Source organism: Streptomyces sp. NBC_01217, assembly GCF_035994185.1.
GTDB lineage: Bacteria > Actinomycetota > Actinomycetes > Streptomycetales > Streptomycetaceae > Streptomyces.
The window spans coordinates 5,351,339-5,369,281 of sequence record NZ_CP108538.1; the positions used below are offsets into that span (position 1 = coordinate 5,351,339).

16 protein-coding genes and 1 pseudogene are annotated in these 17,943 nt (G+C 70.1%); 6 read left to right on the plus strand and 11 right to left on the minus strand.

Annotated elements, in window-relative coordinates:
* Positions 1 to 91 precede the first annotated feature (91 nt).
* The 3 genes from OG507_RS23995 to OG507_RS24005 all read left to right on the plus strand — a co-directional run bounded on the left by OG507_RS23995 (position 92) and on the right by OG507_RS24005 (position 2,747).
* Entirely contained in the window at positions 92 to 1,039 is a 948-nt protein-coding gene (locus OG507_RS23995) for an ABC transporter ATP-binding protein (protein ID WP_327369255.1), read from the plus strand.
* On the plus strand, positions 1,026 to 1,913 hold the full coding sequence (locus tag OG507_RS24000) for an ABC transporter permease (protein WP_327369256.1): 888 nt from the start codon (positions 1,026 to 1,028) through the stop codon (positions 1,911 to 1,913). The genes OG507_RS23995 and OG507_RS24000 overlap by 14 nt, the downstream gene beginning before the upstream one ends.
* Positions 1,914 to 2,132: 219 nt before the next feature.
* Complete coding sequence (locus tag OG507_RS24005; RefSeq protein ID WP_327369257.1) at positions 2,133 to 2,747, plus strand: TetR/AcrR family transcriptional regulator; 615 nt, start codon at positions 2,133 to 2,135, stop codon at positions 2,745 to 2,747.
* Between the two features lie 18 nt (positions 2,748 to 2,765).
* On the opposite strand, the gene OG507_RS24010 is transcribed toward OG507_RS24005, so the two are convergent.
* Positions 2,766 to 3,578, minus strand: a complete 813-nt coding sequence (locus OG507_RS24010; RefSeq protein WP_327369258.1) for an HAD family hydrolase — start codon at positions 3,576 to 3,578, stop codon at positions 2,766 to 2,768.
* Positions 3,579 to 3,734: 156 nt separating this feature from the next.
* Positions 3,735 to 4,508 (minus strand): 2-phosphosulfolactate phosphatase, encoded by a 774-nt coding sequence (locus OG507_RS24015; protein ID WP_327369259.1) that lies wholly within the window; start codon positions 4,506 to 4,508, stop codon positions 3,735 to 3,737.
* A 161-nt stretch (positions 4,509 to 4,669) separates the two neighbouring features.
* Here OG507_RS24015 and OG507_RS24020 point away from each other — a divergent pair, with 161 nt between their 5' ends.
* Positions 4,670 to 5,257 carry a hypothetical protein gene (locus OG507_RS24020; protein ID WP_327369260.1) on the plus strand — a complete coding sequence of 196 codons (588 nt, stop codon included), beginning with the start codon at positions 4,670 to 4,672 and terminating at the stop codon, positions 5,255 to 5,257.
* Between the two features lies 1 nt (position 5,258).
* Here OG507_RS24020 and OG507_RS24025 read toward each other — a convergent pair whose 3' ends face one another.
* From OG507_RS24025 to OG507_RS24035, 3 genes are all read right to left on the minus strand, one after another.
* On the minus strand, positions 5,259 to 5,459 hold the full coding sequence (locus tag OG507_RS24025; protein ID WP_327369261.1) for a hypothetical protein: 201 nt from the start codon (positions 5,457 to 5,459) through the stop codon (positions 5,259 to 5,261).
* A 93-nt stretch (positions 5,460 to 5,552) separates the two neighbouring features.
* Positions 5,553 to 7,148, minus strand: coding sequence for an FAD-dependent monooxygenase (locus OG507_RS24030; RefSeq protein ID WP_327369262.1), 1,596 nt, complete (start codon positions 7,146 to 7,148; stop codon positions 5,553 to 5,555).
* A gap of 76 nt (positions 7,149 to 7,224) precedes the next feature.
* On the minus strand, positions 7,225 to 7,689 hold the full coding sequence (locus OG507_RS24035; protein ID WP_327369263.1) for a winged helix-turn-helix transcriptional regulator: 465 nt from the start codon (positions 7,687 to 7,689) through the stop codon (positions 7,225 to 7,227).
* Positions 7,690 to 7,844: 155 nt separating this feature from the next.
* Between OG507_RS24035 and OG507_RS24040 the strand changes: the two are divergent.
* Positions 7,845 to 9,203 (plus strand): annotated as a pseudogene (locus OG507_RS24040) (MFS transporter); the annotation flags it as partial.
* Here OG507_RS24040 and rarD read toward each other — a convergent pair.
* Both rarD and OG507_RS24050 read right to left on the minus strand, forming a co-directional pair.
* Positions 9,184 to 10,242, minus strand: coding sequence for an EamA family transporter RarD (gene rarD / locus OG507_RS24045; protein WP_327369264.1), 1,059 nt, complete (start codon positions 10,240 to 10,242; stop codon positions 9,184 to 9,186). The pseudogene OG507_RS24040 and the gene rarD sit on opposite strands and share 20 nt — an antisense overlap.
* A 131-nt stretch (positions 10,243 to 10,373) precedes the next feature.
* Positions 10,374 to 11,234, minus strand: coding sequence for an SDR family oxidoreductase (locus tag OG507_RS24050; protein WP_327369265.1), 861 nt, complete (start codon positions 11,232 to 11,234; stop codon positions 10,374 to 10,376).
* Positions 11,235 to 11,343: 109 nt separating this feature from the next.
* On the opposite strand from OG507_RS24050, the gene OG507_RS24055 reads away from it, so the two are divergent.
* Positions 11,344 to 11,742, plus strand: coding sequence for a winged helix-turn-helix transcriptional regulator (locus OG507_RS24055; RefSeq protein ID WP_327369266.1), 399 nt, complete (start codon positions 11,344 to 11,346; stop codon positions 11,740 to 11,742).
* Here OG507_RS24055 and OG507_RS24060 read toward each other — a convergent pair.
* The 4 genes from OG507_RS24060 to OG507_RS24075 form a co-directional block, all read right to left on the minus strand.
* The gene (locus tag OG507_RS24060) at positions 11,730 to 13,685 is read right to left on the minus strand and encodes an APC family permease (RefSeq protein ID WP_327369267.1); all 1,956 of its coding nucleotides are present in this window, start codon (positions 13,683 to 13,685) and stop codon (positions 11,730 to 11,732) included. The two genes, OG507_RS24055 and OG507_RS24060, sit on opposite strands and share 13 nt — an antisense overlap.
* Before the next feature lie 101 nt (positions 13,686 to 13,786).
* A complete protein-coding gene (locus OG507_RS24065; RefSeq protein WP_327369268.1) occupies positions 13,787 to 14,845 on the minus strand; it encodes a 2-oxoacid:ferredoxin oxidoreductase subunit beta in 1,059 nt (352 codons plus the stop codon).
* Entirely contained in the window at positions 14,838 to 16,793 is a 1,956-nt protein-coding gene (locus OG507_RS24070) for a 2-oxoacid:acceptor oxidoreductase subunit alpha (protein WP_327369269.1), read from the minus strand. The genes OG507_RS24065 and OG507_RS24070 overlap by 8 nt, the downstream gene beginning before the upstream one ends.
* A 335-nt stretch (positions 16,794 to 17,128) precedes the next feature.
* Entirely contained in the window at positions 17,129 to 17,803 is a 675-nt protein-coding gene (locus tag OG507_RS24075; protein WP_327369270.1) for a response regulator transcription factor, read from the minus strand.
* Positions 17,804 to 17,943: the final 140 nt, after the last annotated feature.

Sequence of the window (17,943 nt, forward strand, 5' to 3'; positions counted from 1 at the left end):
GCCGCCTGCCGCCCCGCCATACCCTCCGTACGGCGGGGCGGTCCGCTGTGGTCCGTTCGTCCGCGCCCCACCCGACCCAAGGGGAGTACGCATGGCAGAGCCTGGGACCGTGATCGAGACGCGGGGCCTCACCAAGCGGTACCGCGGCGGTCAGCTCGCCGTCGACGGCCTCGACCTCAGCGTTCCCGGTGGCAGCGTCTTCGGATTCCTCGGCCCCAACGGATCGGGGAAGACCACCACCATCCGGATGCTGATGGGCCTGATCGACCCGACGTCCGGCACCGCGCGGGTCCTCGGCAACCCCATGCCGGGCGCGGCCCGTTCCGTACTCCCGCAGGTCGGGGCGCTGATCGAGGGGCCCGCGCTGTACGGGTTCCTGAGCGGCCGGGACAATCTGCTGCGCTACGACTGCGCCGACCCGACCGCCGATCCGCGCACCCGCGGGGCCCGGGTCGGACAGGCCCTGGACCGGGTCGGGCTGGCCGCGGCGGCCGGCAAGAAGGCCAAGGCGTACTCGCTCGGCATGAAGCAGCGCCTCGGTCTCGCCGCCGCCCTGCTCCAGCCGCGCCGCCTGCTCGTCCTGGACGAGCCGACCAACGGCCTCGACCCGCAGGGCATGCGCGAGATCCGCACCCTGGTGCGGGAGCTGGCGGCGGAGGGCACGACCGTCTTCCTCTCCTCCCATCTCCTCGACGAGATCGAGCAGGTCTGCACGCATGCCGCGGTGATGGCCAGGGGCCGGCTGCTCACGCAGGGCCCGGTCGCGGAACTGGCGGCGGGGGCGCGCGGCCGGCTGGCCGTCACCACCCCCGATCCGGGGGAGGCCGTCCGCGTCCTCAAGGAGCTGGGCGTCACCGGCATCACGGCCGACGGAGACCGGGTGAGCGCCGAGGCCCCGCCGGACGGCGCCGAACTCGCCGATCTCAGCGCGGCGTTGGTGCATGCCGGCGTACGCCTGCGGTCCTTCGGGGTCGAACGGGCCTCGTTGGAGGACGCCTTTGTCGCACTCACCGGAGAGGGTTTCGATGTCGCAGGCTGAAGTGCCACCCGTAGCGGCGGACAGGGCGCGCAGCCCGCTGTGGACCTTCGGAATCCTCCGCTCCGAACTGACCACCACACTGCGCCGCCGGCGGACCCTGGCACTGCTCGGGGTGCTGGCCGCCGTTCCCGTACTGATCGGGATCGCGGTGAAGATCGAGACGGGCCACGGCTCCTCGCCGGGGCAGGGCGGGGGCGCAGCAGGCCCCGCGTTCCTCTCGCAGGTCACCAACAACGGCCTGTTTTTGGTCTTCGCGGCCCTCGCCGTGACGCTCCCGGTCTTCCTTCCGATGGCCGTCGGGGTCGTCGCGGGCGATTCGATCGCGGGCGAGGCCAACGCGGGCACCCTGCGCTATCTGCTGGTCGCCCCGGCGGGCCGGACCCGGCTGCTGCTGACGAAGTACGCCTCCATCGTCACGTTCTGCCTGGTCGCGACCCTGGTCGTGGCGGTCTCGGCGCTCGCGGTGGGCGCGCTGCTCTTCCCGGTGGGCGAGGTCACCACCATCTCGGGGACGCGGATCGGCTTCGGCGAAGGGCTGCTGCGGGCCGGACTGATCGCGGTGGTGGTCGCGGCGTCACTCATCGGATTCGCGGCGCTCGGCCTGTTCGTCTCGACCCTCACCAGCAGCGGGATCGCGGCCATGGCCGCGACCGTCGGGCTGCTGATCACCGTGCAGATCGTGGACACGATCCCGCAGTTGAGCGGCATCCATCCGTATCTCTTCCCGCACTACTGGATGTCGTACGCCGACCTGCTGCGCGACCCCGTGTACGGGGACGAGGTGGTCAAGAACCTGGGGCTGCAGGGCCTGTACGCGGCGGTGTTCGGCTCGGCGGCCTGGGCCCGCTTCACGGCGAAGGACATCACCGCCTGACGGACACCGGGAGCACCCGCCCCGATCGCCCTCGCGCCGTCGGCCGGGCGAGCCGTCCCCCGATCGGCTCGTCGCGGCACGAACGGCACGAACGGTGCGAACAGCAGGAACGCTGCGTCACGACACGACACGGCACGTTCCGTTTCCGCTTGAGCATTGTTCGACTTTTGGCGACGGACTGTCAACAAGGATTGGCTCAAACACGCCTATGCTCACCGAATGATCACATCGCCGAGTTCACTGCGTCGCAGCGAGAGATCACGAAGGGCGATCCTGGAAGCCGCCCTCGACCTGTGCACGGAGAAGGGGTACGCGCGCGTCACCGTCGAGGCCATCGCGGCGAGAGCGGCTGTCAGCAAGAAGACGATCTACCGCTGGTGGCCGTCGAAGAGCGCGGTGATGCTGGAGGCGTTCACCGAAGCGCTCGTCGGCACGACGCCGTTCGCCGACACCGGCGACATCGCCGCCGATCTGCGGGCCAATGTGACGGGCGCGGTGAAACTGCTCTCCACGCCGCCCTTCGGCCCCGCGTACGCCGGGATCCTCTCCGAGGTCCACCACGACGACGCACTCGCGGAAACGGTCAGAACGAAGCTGATCGACCCCCGCTTCAACGAGGCGGTCGCCCGTCTGCGCCGGGCCCAGGAACAGGGCCAGATCCCCCCGGGCGCCGACCTGCCGCTGGCGGTGGAGATGCTGTACGGGCCGGTGTACTACCGCCATGTGCTGCGCAAACCGGTGCAGGACGCGGAGACGATCGCGGCCCTGGTCGCACATGTGCTGAGGGCGCTGGGGGCGCCGGAGCCGCTCCCGCCCGAGAGCGGGAACGGCTGAGAAACGACCCTCGGGTGATCACCGTGACCCGTACACCCGCTCCAGCACCTCCGCCACCCCGTCGTCCTCGTTCGAGGCCGTGACCTCGTCCGCCGCCGCCCTGACGTCCGGATGGGCGTTGGCCATCGCTACGCCGTGACCGGCTCTGCGGAACATCGGCAGATCGTTGGGCATGTCCCCGAAGGCGATCGCGGCGCCCGCGTCCACGCCCAGGAACTCCGCCGCCAGCGCGAGGCCGGTCCCCTTGTCGACGCCGTACGGCTGGAGTTCGACGGTGCCGGGGCCCGAGAGCGTGACGGTGGCGAGATCGCCGACTGCCGTACGGGCCGCCTCGGCCAGTGCGTCGTCCGTGAGCTCCGGGTGGCGGATGAGCACCTTGATGACGGGCGCGGACCACAACTCGTGGCGATGACGGGTCCGTTGGGCGGGAAGCGTGGGGTGGGGCATCCGGTACCCCGGCTCGATCAGGGTCCGGCCCTCGGCCCCGTCCTGGTCCACGGCCGCGAAGACCGGTCCGACCTGGGCCTCGATCTTGCCGAGCGCGGTGTCGGCCGCCTCCGGGTCCAGGGTGACCGCGCGCACCATGCGCCCGGAGCCCGCGTCGTACAGCTGAGTCCCCTGCCCGCAGACCGCGGGCCCCCGGTAGCCCAGCCCGGCGAGCAGCCCCCGTATACCGGGCACGGGCCGCCCGGTGACGACGAGATGCCGCGCCCCGGCCCGCGCGGCCAGGGCGAGTGCGGCGAGGGTGCGGGGACTCACGGTGTCGTCGTGGCGCAGCAGGGTGCCGTCCAGGTCCGTGGCGACGAGGGCATATGCGGGTGGGATGGGCATGGATCAAGCCTAAGGTCGGCCCGGGCGCGCCGACTTCGGCTTTGACAGGCGACGGCCGACTGCGTAATGAAGTCGTGGAGACCGTTCGTAGTGGTTACGTGACCGAGTCGGCAATGGGCGAGCCGGGCTGCCGGCCTCCTCGCCGACCTGCGCAGGTCATTCAGCTGCCGTGAAAGCCCCGCCGGTGAGGACTGGAACGGTGGCGCAGGCGTTCAATTCGGTCGCGATGCCCACGTCGTCGGCGAAGCCGCCGTCCGTGAGTTCCCGGCCGGACGCACTGGTGGCGACAGCGGTGATGACATCCGGCGTCGCCTCGAAGCAGGCGGCCGCGGCTGCGGCCTCGGGCGACAGGACGGCACCGCACAGCCTCCGCAGCGTCGCGAGGATCCCTCCGGCGCCGAGCAGGTCCTCCAGCGCGGGACGCAGGCTGCCGTCGGGCCACCGCTCACCGGACGCGATCACGGCGACCGGGCGCTCAGGGGTTCCGTAGCCGTGCTCGGCGAGCCAATGGCCCACCGCCGTCGCGTTGCGCAGACAACCCGCAACCACCGGCAACGCGCCGGCCGCGGCGGCGATCGATGAACCGTTGGGAGAGGGAAGGATCAGGCGCGGCACGGAAGGGGCGCGTCGCAGCGCCGCCGGAGACAGCGACCACGGCCACTCCGGCGTGGCCATGCGCCGGCCCACGGCCAGACGCGCGCCCACCTGATCGGCGAACTCCGACGCGGACTCGTCGCGCCAGGCGTAGGGGAAGACCTGCGACCCGGCCTCCACCGCCACCGTCACCGAGGTCGTGAACGACAGCACGTCGACGACCACCAGAGCCGCGGCATCCACCGCGAGCCGCTGTGCGCCCACGGGCCCCCAGTCGAATCGCGCCCCACTGCCTGTCTGCAGAAACCAGTCCTCCATGGCTGACGACAATGCCATTGCCGCCGGGGTGGAGCGATGGGCCGCGGCGCTCGAAATGGGCGTCGGGCGGCGCGGGTTGTCGGCCGCTGCGCTTGCTCCGTCGGCCGTGGGATACCTTCGCGCAGGTCAGTCAGCGGTGACAGCAGTCTCGCCGCTCCACCGTCCAGAACAGGCGCCCCGTGACCAACCCGTCCGACATCAGCCAGTCCGTTCAGTCCATACGTTCCGCCGGGACTTCACCGGCCCGGTTCCGTGTACGCCCGGCCCTCGCCGCCGTTCTCCTGGCCGCCCTGCTCACCGCCTGCGGCAGCCCTTCGGAGTCCGGCAGTGGTGGCAGCGCCGACTCGGGGCACGGCGGCGGAACCGCATCGAGTGCGCCCGACCGTACCGTCTCAGGACTGCGCGACGACATCCGCCACCTCACGCGGAAGACCGCCACGGGTACCCGGCCGCACATGGTCAAGCGCTGCACCTCGCGCGTCAGGAAGGTCAAGCACACCTCCAGCAGCGGAACGGGCCGCCGCCGGACGACCCGGACCTGGTACACCAACGACTCCTACCAGGACTGCACGAAGGTCCGGCGGGGCACCGAGAGTTACACCCGCGTCGTGCGCCCGGAACGCTGGTGCGTCGAACTCGACAACGTCGGTGGCAACTCCGCCAAGGACGATGTCTGGTACGAGGTCGAATCGACCGTCTACCGCAAGGCCACGCAGCTCAAGGAAGGCGCCGGGCTTTCCTTCGCCCCGCTGCGCAGGGGCTGCTGACTCACATCGCCTCACCTGTCGTACAAGGGAGGAGACGTGACGGATGGTGGTTCCTCTCCGGCGCGAAGCCGCTTTCGCTCGCGTTCACCGGGGCGTTGGGGAGGGCCTGTTCTGCGGTGTTGATCGCGTGTGCGGTGGGTGAGGCTCCGAAGACGAGGATGGACAGTGTGGACACGGCCGCGGTGGCGGTGCGCAGGAGCACGCGGGAACTCCCGGACGTGCGCGTGAATCGGCTCATAACATGTAAGGAAAATATGAGCGCGTCGCAGTACCGGGATTGCTCGCCGGGACGCGCTCAAAGCCGCCTGAATGCCGTACCGGCCGGGTGGTCCGGGTGGTCCATGTGGTCCAGGTGGCTCAGGTAGTTCAAGACCGTTCGGCCGTCGGCCGCCGGGGCGATCAGGGCCACGTGGTTGTCCGGGCGGACCAGGACGAGGGTGTCGGTGCCCTTCTCGATGCCGTACGCCGTACGGGCGTGGGCCGCCTCGTCGGTCAGGCCGTGCCGAGCTCCCGCGTCCACTCCGTACGTCCGTACCGTGCCCGCGTACGCCGCCTCCGCCGCCCGCAGCGCGTCCGCCGTTCCAGGCCCGAAGCCCAGAAGGGTGAAGTGCGGCCCGGCGAACGCCTCGAACAGGCGCTTCGGCGCGCCCGTCGCGGTGTCGCGGCAGGGGGCGTCCGGGGCGCGGTCACCGGCTCGCAGGCGGGTGGTGGAGCCCGCGGGGGAGAGTGAGCTCCAGCGGTAGCCCAGGCCCAGGCCCATGGTCTCTGCGGTGGCCGCCGCGTCCAGGCCGCCGCCCGGCTTCCGGATCGCGTCGAGCGTGACCCGCAGCCGCTCGGAGGTGATGTCGAGCGTCCAGGAGGCCACGGGCAACCGCTCCTCCTCGTATGTGTCCAGCAGGCCGGGATCCGCCTGGCCGTCGACGACCCGGGCGAGCTTCCAGCCCAGGTTGAACGCGTCCTGGATCCCGGTGTTCATGCCCAGCCCGCCCGCGACCGAGTGCACGTGCGCGGCGTCCCCGGCCAGCAGCACGCGGTCCACCCGGTAGTGGTCCGCCATGCGCTCGTTGACCCTGTACGTGGACAGCAGGGTGGCCTGTGTGAGGTGGGCGGCCGGCAGTCCGGTGTGCTTGGCGAAGAGCCGGCGGAAGCTCTCCAGTGAGGGCGGTACGGGAGCTCCCTCCCGGTCCCGCTCCGGCCCCGCCTGGAACCACCAGCCCGACCGCGTACCCGGGATCGGGCACAGCATCACGGCGCCGTCCTCGTCGAACCACTGGTGCCAGTGGCCGCGGTCGAGGCCCTCCACCTCCACGTCCCCGCAGACCATCGCCTGCTCCTCGGTCGTCTTCCCCTCGAACCGGATGCCGAGCAGCTTGCGTACCGCGCTGTGGGCCCCGTCGCAGCCCACCACGTACCGTGCCTCGATGCTCCGGCCGTCGGCGAGCGCGACGGTCACCGAGTCGGGTTTCGCCGTCAACGCCGTTGCCTCCGAGCCGAGTTCGACGCGTACGCCGTACTCCGCAAGGCGCTCCCGCAGGATCTCCTCCAGCCGCCACTGGGCGATCAGCCGCGGCCGGTCGTACGGGGCGTCCGGCGTCGGATGCGATGCCGCGAACGGGTCGCTGTCGGCGATCGGCAGCCCGTTGCGGTACTTGCGCATGGGCAGCGGCGCCGAGCCCGCGGCCAGGATCCTGTCCACGACGCCGAGGTCCTCCAGGACCTCCAGCGAACGGAGGTTGGGGCCCTTGGCCCGTGAACTGCGCGGAAATTCCGGGGACTTGTCGATGATCCGTACGTCGATGGAGCGGCGGGCCAGATCGCAGGCCAGGGTCAGGCCGGTCGGGCCCGAGCCGACGATCAGTACGGCGGTGGTGGGCGGCGCGGATGCGGGCATGGGGGCTCCTCGGTTGCGGGTCCGTGGGCACCCAGATAATCGCAACCAAGTTAAAAAAGCAACTTGGTAACGAAATCTACGCACCCGCGGCCTCGCGGGCGTCGTAGGCGGCGCGCGCCACCGCGATCTCGCCCTGGTGCTCCTCGGTCCAGGTGACGAGCGCCCGGATCGTGGTGTGCAGCGTGCCGCCGAGCGGCGTCAGCTCGTACTCCACGCGCGGTGGCACCACCGCGTGGACCGTCCGCTCGACCAGTCCGTCGCGCTCCAGTTGGCGCAGCGTGACCGTCAGCATCCGCTGGCTGATGCCGTCGATCTCGCGGCGCAGCTGGGTGAAGCGGAGCCTGCGCCGGTCCAGCAGGGCGATGACGAGCAGTGACCACTTGTCGGCGACCCGGTCGAGGATCTGCCGCACCTCGCAGCCCTCGCGGGTGTCCCACTGGAACGGGTCGGGGTCGCCGATCAGCTCGGCCGCGTCCTCGGTGCCTTTGACGTCCTCGGTGCCTTTGATGTGACTCGGTGACTTCGAAGTGCCTACTTCCATGGCAGTCGATGCTGGCGCACGATGCCAGTGGTTACAAGAGGGAACCGACCCCCGTCCGAGTAACCACTCCATTCACGTAACCGAACCCGAAGGGGACAGCTGTGTCTGCCGCGCCCGCACCACCCGCCCCGGACGCTCCGGCCACCGCGGCCGTCATGAGCGGCCGCGCCCGCGTCCTGCTCCTCGTCCTGTGCGGCACGATCTTCCTGGAGGGCATCGACGTCGCCATGCTCGCCGTCGCCGTGCCCTCGATCAGGGCCGATCTCGGTCTGTCGACCGGCACCGCGGCCTGGGTGATGAGCGCGTACGTCCTCGGCTACGCCGGGTTCACCCTGCTCGGCGGGCGCGCCGCCGATCTGCTGGGCAGACGGCGGATGTTCCTGCTCTGGCTCACCGTCTTCCTGCTCTTCTCCGGCCTCGGCGGCCTCGCCGACCAGGGCTGGATGCTGGTCGTCGCCCGCTTCGTCACCGGGGTGGCCGCCGCCTTCATGACCCCGGCGGCGATGTCGCTCATCACCACCTCCTACGAAGAGGGGCCGCAGCGCAACAAGGCCCTGCTGGTCTTCGCCGGCACCGCGGCCGGCGGATTCTCGCTCGGCCTGGTCATCGGCGGACTCCTCACCCAGCTCGGCTGGCGCTGGGTGTTCTTCGCGCCCGTGCTGCTGGCCGGCGCCATCCTGCTCGCCGCGATCCGGATCGTCCCGCCCGAGGCGCGTCCCGTCCGGACCGGCGGCTTCGATCTGGCGGGGGCCGCCGCGGCGGCCGGGGCGATGCTGCTGCTCGCGTACGGGATCGTGCGGCTGGAGCACGGGGCGGCGGACTGGGGCCCGGCCGCGGGGGCGTTCGCCGCCGGGCTGCTCCTGATCGCGGCGTTCGTCCTGATCGAGCGGCGCTCCTTTGCCCCGCTGGTCAGACTCGCCCTGCTGCGCCGGGCCTCGATGATCCGCGCCGACCTCGGTGCCCTGCTGTTCGTGGGCTCCTTCTTCGGCTTCCAGTTCGTGGTGACGCTCTATCTCCAGGAGCTGCGCGGGTGGTCCTCGCTGCAGACCGCGCTCGCGCTGGTGGCGATGGGCGCCGACGCGGTGCTCGCGCCGACCCTCACCCCGCGCCTGGTGAACCGGTTCGGCAATGCCCGGGTCGTCCTCGGCGGGTTCCTCGTCGCCGTCGTCTCGTACGGACTGTTCCTGCCGGTCGGGATGGACTGGTCCTATGCGGCGATGTTCCCGCCCCTGATCCTCACCGGGACCGCCTTCGCCCTGGCCTACGGTCCGCTCACGATCGCGGCGACCGACGGCGTACCGGACCGGGAACAGGGCCTGGCGGGAGGGCTGCTGCACACCTCGACGCAGTTCGGCTCGGCGGTCGGGATCTCGGCGGTGACAGCGGTGTACGGGATCGCCTCGGCGGGTACGGACGGCTCGCCCGAGGCCACTCTCGCGGCCTATCGCGCGGCGCTCGTCGTCCCGGTGGTGATGGTGACGGCGGGGGCGCTGGTCACTGCGCTGGGGTTGCGACCGACGAAGACGAAGACGAAGACGAAGAAGGGGAAGGGGACGGGGACGGGGACGGGGAAGGGGACGAAGCGGAATCGCCGGCCGAAGGCTGCGACTGCCGCTGGGGCTGTGGCTGCGCCGCCAGCTGGGCCGCAGCGGTCTGCGCCTGCGCCCTCGTCCGCCGCACCGTCCGGAACGCGTCCCACGTCAGCAGGGTGAGCGCCAGCCACACCAGGGCGAATCCGGCCCACCGCTCCGGCGGCATCTCCTCGTGGAAGTACAGGATGCCGAGGATGAACTGGAAGACCGGCGCCAGATACTGCAGCAGGCCCAGCGTGGACAGCGGCACCCGGATCGCCGCCGCCCCGAACAGGACGAGCGGTATGGCCGTGACGACACCGGTCGCGGCCAGCAGTGCCGTATGCCCGGCGCCCTCGGAGGCGAACGTCGCATCGCCCTGCGCGCCCAGCCACAGCAGATAGCCGAGCGCGGGCACGAACAGCACGGCGGTCTCGGCGGTGAGCGACTCCAGGCCGCCCATGTTGACCTTCTTCTTCACCAGGCCGTACGTCGCGAAGGAGAACGCCAGCGTCAACGAGATCCACGGCGGGCGACCGTAACCGATCGCCAGCACGAGCACCGCCGCGACGCCGGTGCCGACCGCCACCCACTGCACGGGGCGCAGCCGTTCACCGAGGAGGAGGACGCCCATGGCGATGGTGACCAGCGGGTTGATGAAGTAGCCGAGCGACGCCTCGACGACATGGCCGTTGTTCACGGACCAGATGTACAGACCCCAGTTGACCGTGATCACGGCCGCCGCGACCGATATCAGGCCGAGCTTCTTCGGCTGCCGGATCAGCTCGCCGATCCAGGACCAGCGGCGCAGCACCAGCAGGGCGATGCCGACGACGCCGAGGGACCAGACCATGCGGTGGGCGAGGATCTCGATCGCGCCCGCGGGCTTCAGCAGCGGCCAGAACAGCGGGACGGCGCCCCACAGCCCGTAGGCGCCGATACCGGACAGCAGCCCGGCCCGTTGTTCGTTCGTCCCCTTCACGGGCCCTCCCGGCATGTCTGTGTCAACTATTCCGCCGACTGCACGACGGTAGCGCCGGGAGGGCCCGATGTCATAGCCGTATCGCCATACGGTCATGACATGGGGCCCCTGACCCGCCAGGGTGGACGGGGTTACGCCGCCGCGACCGCCGCGGCCACCGTTTCTGCGAGCGGCGTCGTCGGCCGGCCGATCAGCCGGGCCAGGTCGCCGCTCGTACCGGCGAGCAGTCCGCGCTCGATCGCGGCGTCGACGTCGACGAGGATCGCCGCGAAGCCCTCGGGCAGACCGGCGCCGACCAGGATCTCGTGGTGCACGGAGGCCGGGACGTTCTTGTACTCGATCTCCTTGCCGGTCGCCCCGGCGATCTGTGCCGCGTACTCCGCCAGCGACCAGGCGACATCGCCGCTCAGCTCGTAGGCCTTGCCGATGTGGCCCTCGCCGGTCAGTACGGCGGCCGCCGCGGCGGCGTAGTCGGCGCGCGTGGCGGAGGCGATCCGGCCCTCGCCCGCGTTGGCGACGACGGCGCCGTGCTCCAGGACGGGGGCGAGGTTCTCGGTGTAGTTCTCGGTGTACCAGCCGTTGCGCAGGAAGGTGTGAGGCAGGCCGGAGTCGAGGATCAGCTGCTCGGTGACCTTGTGCTCGTCGGCCAGCTCGAAGCCGGCGGCGGGGCCGCCCAGCACGCCGGTGTACGCGAGCTGCGCGACGCCCGCCGCCTTGGTCGCGTCGATGACGGCGGTGTGCTGCGGTACGCGCCTGCCGACCTCGCTGCCCGAGATGAGCAGGACACGGTCACCGGCCCGGAAGACGTCCTTGAGGGACTCCGGACGGTCGTAGTCGGCGACACGGAGTTCGACGCCGCGGGCCGCGAGCGGGGCGGCCTTCTCCTCGTTGCGGACGACGGCGGCGATCTCGTTCGCGGGCACGGTGGTGAGCAGCTGGTCGATGACGAGACGGCCGAGCTTTCCGGTGGCTCCGGTGACGACGATGCTCATGGGGGTGTTTCTCCTCTTTGGTGGCTCTGGTCCTCTTTTGGGCTCGCAGGCTCACTGTACGAGGTGCACTAACCAATAGAAAGTACCCACTTTGAAGTAAGGTACTGGTATGAGCGTGAGTGACGTGAGCGGCAAGCCCGACGTGAACCGGCAGATGTGTCCCTCCCGGCTGGTGCTCGAACATGTCACCAGCCGCTGGGGCGTCCTCGTCCTCGCCGCCCTGCTGGAGCGCTCGTACCGCTTCAGCGAACTGCGCCGCGAGGTCGGCGGCGTCAGCGAGAAGATGCTGGCCCAGACCCTCCAGACGCTGGAGCGCGACGGCTTCGTGCACCGGGACGCCAAGCCGGTGATCCCGCCGCGAGTCGACTACTCGCTCACCGCGCTGGGCCAGGAGGCCGCCGAGCAGGTGTGGGCGCTGGCGCGCTGGACCGAGCGGCGCCTGGACGCCGTGCACACGGCACGCGAGGTGTACGACGCCGGGAAGAGGCAGCACGCTCAGTCCGGCTGAGGCGCGCGCCCCTCCTCCAGCGTCCGCAGCGCCCGCGAGACGTCGAACGGCAGGATCGTCACCGCCACATGCGGCAGCTGTGCCAGCGTCTTCGCCATCTGCTCGCCCGTGCCCCGGTGCAGCAGCTTCCCCAGCGCGTTGCTGTACGTACGCCGGGGCACCAGCACCGTCAGCCAGGTGTTTCCGTCCTCCGTGGTCCGGGACGCGAGCTGCTTCATCGCATGGCGCAGCCGCCGGTCCGGGCACGCCACCAGCTCCAGGGACACGGACGTGGCGGCCGTCGCCTCCCACCGGGCCGCCAGCCGCCTCCCGTATGCCTCGTCGATCGCGAAGTGCACCGCCCGGATCTCGTCAGGGTGCAGCTCATGGGCGTACCGCAGGGCCTTCAGCGCCGCCAGGTCGAGCGTCTCGACGAGCACGAAGACAAGATGGCGGCGGAAGCGCGGGCGGTCGGAGCCCGGAGCCTGGATGCTCTGCAGGACGGCGGTCTCGCGCCGGTACTCGCGGTTGATCCGCATCAGCGCCCACACCCCGATCGGGAAGACCACCACGACCAGCCAGGCGCCCTCGGTGAACTTGGTGACCGCGAAGATCAGCACGACGGCCGCCGAGATGAACGCGGCGAGGGCGTTGACCCCGATCTTCAGCCTGCGGTACGGCTCCCTGCGCCGCAGGTGGTACGCGGTGAGCCCGGCCCCGGCCATGGTGAACGCGGTGAACACACCGATCGCGTACAGCGCCACCAGTCTGTCCACGCTGGCGCCGGTCACCACCAGCAGCGCCAGCGAGACGACGGTCAGCGAGATGATGCCGTTGGAGAACGCCAGCCGGTGCCCGCGCCGGGTCAGCACCCGCGGCAGGAACCGGTCCGCGGCGACGAAGCTGGCGAGGTAGGGGAAGCCGGTGAACGGGGTGTTGGCCCCCGTGTAGAGGACGAGCGCGGTCGCCAGCTGGACGAAGACCAGCCCGGCCGTACCGAGTGCACCGTCACCGAACGCGAGATGGGCCTCCTGCGCGATGACGGTCGGTGTGCCGTCGGTGAACGGGACGGCATGGGTGAAGTGCGCCAGCGTGGAGACGCCGAGCACCAGGATGCCGAGCACCGCGCTCATGGTGATGAGGGTGCGCCGCGCATTGCGGCCCTGGGGCTCACGGAACGCGGAGATGCCGTTGGAGATCGCTTCCAGCCCGGTGAGGGACGAGCCGCCGTTGGCGAACGAGCGAAGCACGATGAAGAGCGAGGCTCCGTAGAGCCAGCCGTCGCCCGCGGTGCCGAGCGGCACGACCCCGGCGGCGTGCAGATCGGCGTGCGGCAGCCCGTCCGTGAGCCCGCGCACCGCGGCGACGAGCAGGACGAGACCGACGGCGGCCATGAAGAGATAGGCCGGCAGCGCGAAGGCCCGGCCCGCCTCGCGGACCCCGCGCAGATTCCCGTACGCGAGCAGCACGATGACGGCGACGGAGACCGGGAGCTGGAGATGGTCCAGGCCGGTGAAGTCGTTGCCGATCAGATGGGCGAGCGAGATCAGCGCGTTGGTACCCGCGGAGACCTGCACGGCCACGGTGACGATGTAGTCGACGAGCAGTGCGACAGCGGCGATCTGCGCGATGTTCGGCCCGAAATTCTCCCGGGCGACGACATACGAACCGCCCGCCCGGGTGTAGATCATCACGACATCGCTGTAGCAGAGCGTGAGCAGCAGCAGGACGAGCAGGATCGCGCCGGTCACCGGCATGAGCAGGGTGAAGGCCGCCGCCCCGACGACGGGCACGAGGACCCGGAGCATCTCCTCGGAGCCGTACGCGGATGAACTGATGCAGTCGGAGGCGAGCACCCCGAGGGCCGTCCGGTTGTTCAGCTTCTCCTCGCTGATGCGCTCGGTGGTGAGTGCTCTGCCGAGCAGAAGCCGCTTGACGCGGTATGCGGGACGGTCCAGGGTCATGGCCACATCGTGCGCGGTGGCCGGGCCGCACCCCTGTACGCAATCGCCGGACGGGCCGAAATTCAGCCCGCCCGGCGATTGTGCACGCGATTCGGTGCGCCCTAGCCGACGACCGTCCAGTTGTCGTTGCCCGCGAGCAGCGCGGCCAGGTCACCCTTGCCGTCTCTCTCGATGGCGGTGTCGAGCTGTTCGGCCATCTGCGTGTCGTAGACCGGCCGGTCGACGCTGCGCAGTACCCCGATGGGGGTCTGGTGCAGGGTGTCGGGGTCGGCGAGGCGGGAGAGGGCGAAGGCGGTGGTGGGACTGGCGGCGTGGGCGTCGTGGATCAGGACCTGCGACTCGTTCTCCGCGGTGACCTCGACGACCTTGAGGTCACCGGTGGCGGGGTCGCGGACGACACCCTTGGACTGTCCGGTGCCGAAGCGGATCGGCCGGCCGTGTTCGAGGCGGATGACCGCGTTCTCGGCCTGGTCCTTGTCCTTGAGGACCTCGAAGGCGCCGTCGTTGAAGATGTTGCAGTTCTGGTAGATCTCGACGAGTGCGGTGCCGGGGTGGTCGGCTGCGGCGCGCAGGACGCTGGTGAGGTGCTTGCGGTCGGAGTCCACCGTGCGGGCGACGAACGAGGCTTCCGCGCCGAGGGCGAGGGACACCGGGTTGAAGGGGGCGTCGAGGGAGCCCATGGGTGTCGACTTGGTGATCTTGCCGACCTCGCTCGTCGGCGAGTACTGGCCTTTGGTGAGGCCGTAGATCCGGTTGTTGAACAGCAGGATCTTGAGGTTGACGTTGCGGCGCAGGGCGTGGATGAGGTGGTTGCCGCCGATGGAGAGGGCGTCGCCGTCGCCGGTGACGACCCAGACGGACAGGTCGCGGCGGGAGGAGGCCAGGCCCGTGGCGATGGCGGGGGCGCGGCCGTGGATGGAGTGCATCCCGTAGGTGTTCATGTAGTACGGGAAGCGGGAGGAGCAGCCGATGCCGGAGACGAAGACGATGTTCTCCTTCGCCAGGCCGAGTTCGGGCATGAAGCCCTGCACGGCGGCGAGGACCGCGTAGTCGCCGCAGCCGGGGCACCAGCGCACTTCCTGGTCGGACTTGAAGTCCTTCATGGACTGCTTGGCCTCGGCCTTGGGCACCAGGTGCAGGAGTTCGTTGGTGTCAGGCATCGATGGCCTCCTCAAGAGCTGTGGCGAGCTGCTCGGCCTTGAACGGCATGCCGTTGACCTGGTTGTAACTACGGGCGTCGACCAGGTACTTGGCGCGGATGAGGGTGGCGAGCTGGCCGAGGTTCATCTCCGGGACGATGACCTTCTCGTAGCGCTTCAGGACGTCGCCGAGGTTGTTCGGGAAGGGGTTGAGGTGGCGCAGGTGGGCCTGGGCGATGGGCTGCCCGGTGGCACGCAGGCGGCGGACGGCTGCGGTGATGGGCCCGTAGGTGGAACCCCAGCCCAGGACGAGCGTGCGTGCCTCGCCCGGATCGTCGACCTCCACGTCGGGGACCTGGATGTTGTCGACCTTCGCCTGGCGGGTGCGGACCATGAGGTCGTGGTTGGCGGGGTCGTAGGAGATGTTGCCGCTGCCGTCCTGTTTCTCGATGCCGCCGATGCGGTGTTCGAGTCCGGGGGTGCCGGGGACGGCCCAGGGGCGGGCCAGGGTCCGCGGGTCGCGCTTGTAGGGCCAGAACACCTCGGTGCCGTCGGCCAGCTCATGGTTGGGGCCGGTGGCGAACTGCACCTGAAGGTCGGGGAGTTCGTCGACGTCTGGGATCTTCCAGGGCTCGGAGCCGTTGGCGAGGTATCCGTCGGAGAGCAGGAAGACGGGGGTGCGGTAGGTCAGGGCGATCCGGGCGGCGTCGAGCGCGGCGTCGAAGCAGTCCGCCGGGGTCCTGGGGGCCACGATCGGGACCGGGGCCTCACCGTTGCGCCCGTACATCGCCTGCAGCAGATCAGCCTGCTCCGTCTTGGTCGGCAACCCGGTGGACGGACCGCCGCGCTGGATGTCGATGACGAGCAGCGGCAGCTCCAGGGAGACGGCAAGACCGATCGTCTCCGACTTCAGCGCGACTCCGGGCCCGGAGGTGGTGGTGACGGCGAGCGATCCACCGAACGCCGCACCCAGCGCGGCACCGATGCCGGCGATCTCGTCCTCGGCCTGGAAGGTGCGCACACCGAAGTTCTTGTGCTTGCTGAGTTCGTGGAGGATGTCGGAGGCCGGGGTGATGGGGTAGGAACCGAGGTAGAGGGGCAGGTCGGCCTGGCGGGCGGCGGCGATCAGCCCGTAGGACAGGGCGAGGTTCCCGGAGATGTTGCGGTAGGTGCCCGTCGGGAAGGTGTGTGTGGCGGGTGCGACCTCGTAGGAGACGGCGAAGTCCTCGGTCGTCTCGCCGAAGTTCCACCCGGCACGGAACGCGGCCACGTTCGCCTCGGCGATCTGCGGCTTCTTCGCGAACTTGGTGCGCAGGAAGGCCTCGGTGCCTTCGGTGGGGCGGTGGTACATCCAGGAGAGGAGTCCGAGCGCGAACATGTTCTTGGAGCGTTCGGCCTCCTTGCGGGAGAGTCCGAATTCCTTGAGTGCTTCGATGGTGAGTGTGGTCAGAGGGACGGGGTGGACGCTGTAGGCGTCCAGGGTGCCGTCGTCCAGAGGGCTGGTGTCGTAGCCGACCTTGGCCATGGGGCGTTTGGTGAACTCGTCGGTGTTGACGATGATTTCGGCGCCGCGGGGTACGTCGCCGATGTTGGCCTTGAGGGCGGCGGGGTTCATCGCGACGAGGACGTTGGGGGCGTCGCCGGGGGTGAGGATGTCGTGGTCGGCGAAGTGCAGCTGGAACGAGGAAACCCCCGGCAGGGTGCCTGCGGGGGCGCGGATCTCGGCGGGGAAGTTCGGCAGCGTGGAGAGATCGTTCCCGAAGGACGCGGTCTCCGAGGTGAACCGGTCACCCGTGAGCTGCATACCGTCCCCGGAATCACCCGCGAAACGAATGATCACCCGATCCAGACGGCGGATCTCCTTCTCGCCGGCGCCCGTGTGATGGGAATGGGGGGCACGCTGCCCCCCGACGAGCGCCTCGCTGGCCTCATCGGCCTGTTCGGCTGGGCTACTGACCTGGCTGGTCACTGAACTGGACCTCCCTCGGGGCGGCGGCTCGGGACCGGCCGGCCCGCCGGCGGTCCCAAGGCCCACCCTACGTCGGTAAGGGTCGCCTTCCCTTGACCGGTCACATGGTGGACGTCGTTCTGAGACGCGATTTCATACCGGTTTGTCATGTTTCGCAAGCCCCCCAGCCGTTCGGTGAAGACGCTGTGCACTCATTCTTTGGTTGTAGGACCCCCGGTCGGCCTCCCGGGTTGCGAAACCTCGGAATGCCTGTGATAAGGGGCCGGGATCATCGTGACAGCCGCGACCGGCCCCCGCGAGAGCCTTCAGCGGGAACCTGACAGAGCGTCAGCCCATCAGGAGTTCAGGTAGGTCAGCACCGCCAGTACCCGGCGGTGATCCCCCTCACTGGGGGCCAGGCCCAGCTTCAGGAAGATATTGCTGACGTGCTTCTCCACGGCGCCGTCGCTGACCACCAGCTGCTTGGCCACCGCGGAATTCGTCCGCCCCTCCGCCATCAGGCCGAGCACCTCGCGCTCGCGCGGCGTCAGCCCGGCCAGGACGTCCTGCTTACGGCTCCGGCCCAGCAGCTGCGCCACCACCTCCGGGTCCAGCGCCGTCCCGCCCTGCGCCACCCGGACCACCGCGTCGACGAACTCGCGGACCTCGGCGACCCGGTCCTTCAGCAGATAGCCCACACCGCGGCTGGATCCCGCCAGCAGCTCGGTCGCGTACTGCTCCTCGACGTACTGCGAAAGGACCAGCACCCCGATCTCGGGATAGTCCTTGCGCAGCCGTACGGCCGCCCGCACGCCCTCGTCGGTGTGGGTGGGCGGCATCCGCACGTCGGCGACCACCACATCGGGCAGCGCGTCCTGTGCGGCGAACTCGTGCACCGTCTTGATCAGCGCCTCGGCGTCCCCCACTCCGGCGACGACGTCATGCCCGAGATCGGTCAGCAACCGGGTGAGCCCCTCCCGGAGCAATACCGAATCCTCCGCGATGACTACGCGCACCCTGTCCTCCACCATGACGCTGTGTCCCCCACTGCTCGCTGGTCCCGCCCGTATGGCGTCCAGCTTCCCAGTATCGGCAGTGTCGTGTCCTCAGCAGTAGGAGTGGCTTGATTTCGAGCCTGTACGGCGAAGAGGGCTTGCCACCGCTGTGTGGG

Excerpts from the sequence above, each read along its gene's own strand:
- OG507_RS24035 (WP_327369263.1), bottom strand. The coding sequence starts at position 7,689 with ATGGAAGTAGGCACTTCGAAGTCACCGAGTCACATCAAAGGCACCGAG.
- OG507_RS24010 (WP_327369258.1), bottom strand. The coding sequence starts at position 3,578 with ATGCCCATCCCACCCGCATATGCCCTCGTCGCCACGGACCTGGACGGC.
- OG507_RS24050 (WP_327369265.1), bottom strand. The coding sequence starts at position 11,234 with ATGAGCATCGTCGTCACCGGAGCCACCGGAAAGCTCGGCCGTCTCGTC.
- OG507_RS24060 (WP_327369267.1), bottom strand. The coding sequence starts at position 13,685 with ATGACCCTGGACCGTCCCGCATACCGCGTCAAGCGGCTTCTGCTCGGC.
- OG507_RS24005 (WP_327369257.1), top strand. The coding sequence starts at position 2,133 with ATGATCACATCGCCGAGTTCACTGCGTCGCAGCGAGAGATCACGAAGG.
- OG507_RS24030 (WP_327369262.1), bottom strand. The coding sequence starts at position 7,148 with ATGCCCGCATCCGCGCCGCCCACCACCGCCGTACTGATCGTCGGCTCG.
- OG507_RS24075 (WP_327369270.1), bottom strand. The coding sequence starts at position 17,803 with ATGGTGGAGGACAGGGTGCGCGTAGTCATCGCGGAGGATTCGGTATTG.
- OG507_RS24065 (WP_327369268.1), bottom strand. The coding sequence starts at position 14,845 with ATGCCTGACACCAACGAACTCCTGCACCTGGTGCCCAAGGCCGAGGCC.
- OG507_RS23995 (WP_327369255.1), top strand. The coding sequence starts at position 92 with ATGGCAGAGCCTGGGACCGTGATCGAGACGCGGGGCCTCACCAAGCGG.
- OG507_RS24000 (WP_327369256.1), top strand. The coding sequence starts at position 1,026 with ATGTCGCAGGCTGAAGTGCCACCCGTAGCGGCGGACAGGGCGCGCAGC.
- OG507_RS24015 (WP_327369259.1), bottom strand. The coding sequence starts at position 4,508 with ATGGCATTGTCGTCAGCCATGGAGGACTGGTTTCTGCAGACAGGCAGT.
- OG507_RS24055 (WP_327369266.1), top strand. The coding sequence starts at position 11,344 with ATGAGCGTGAGTGACGTGAGCGGCAAGCCCGACGTGAACCGGCAGATG.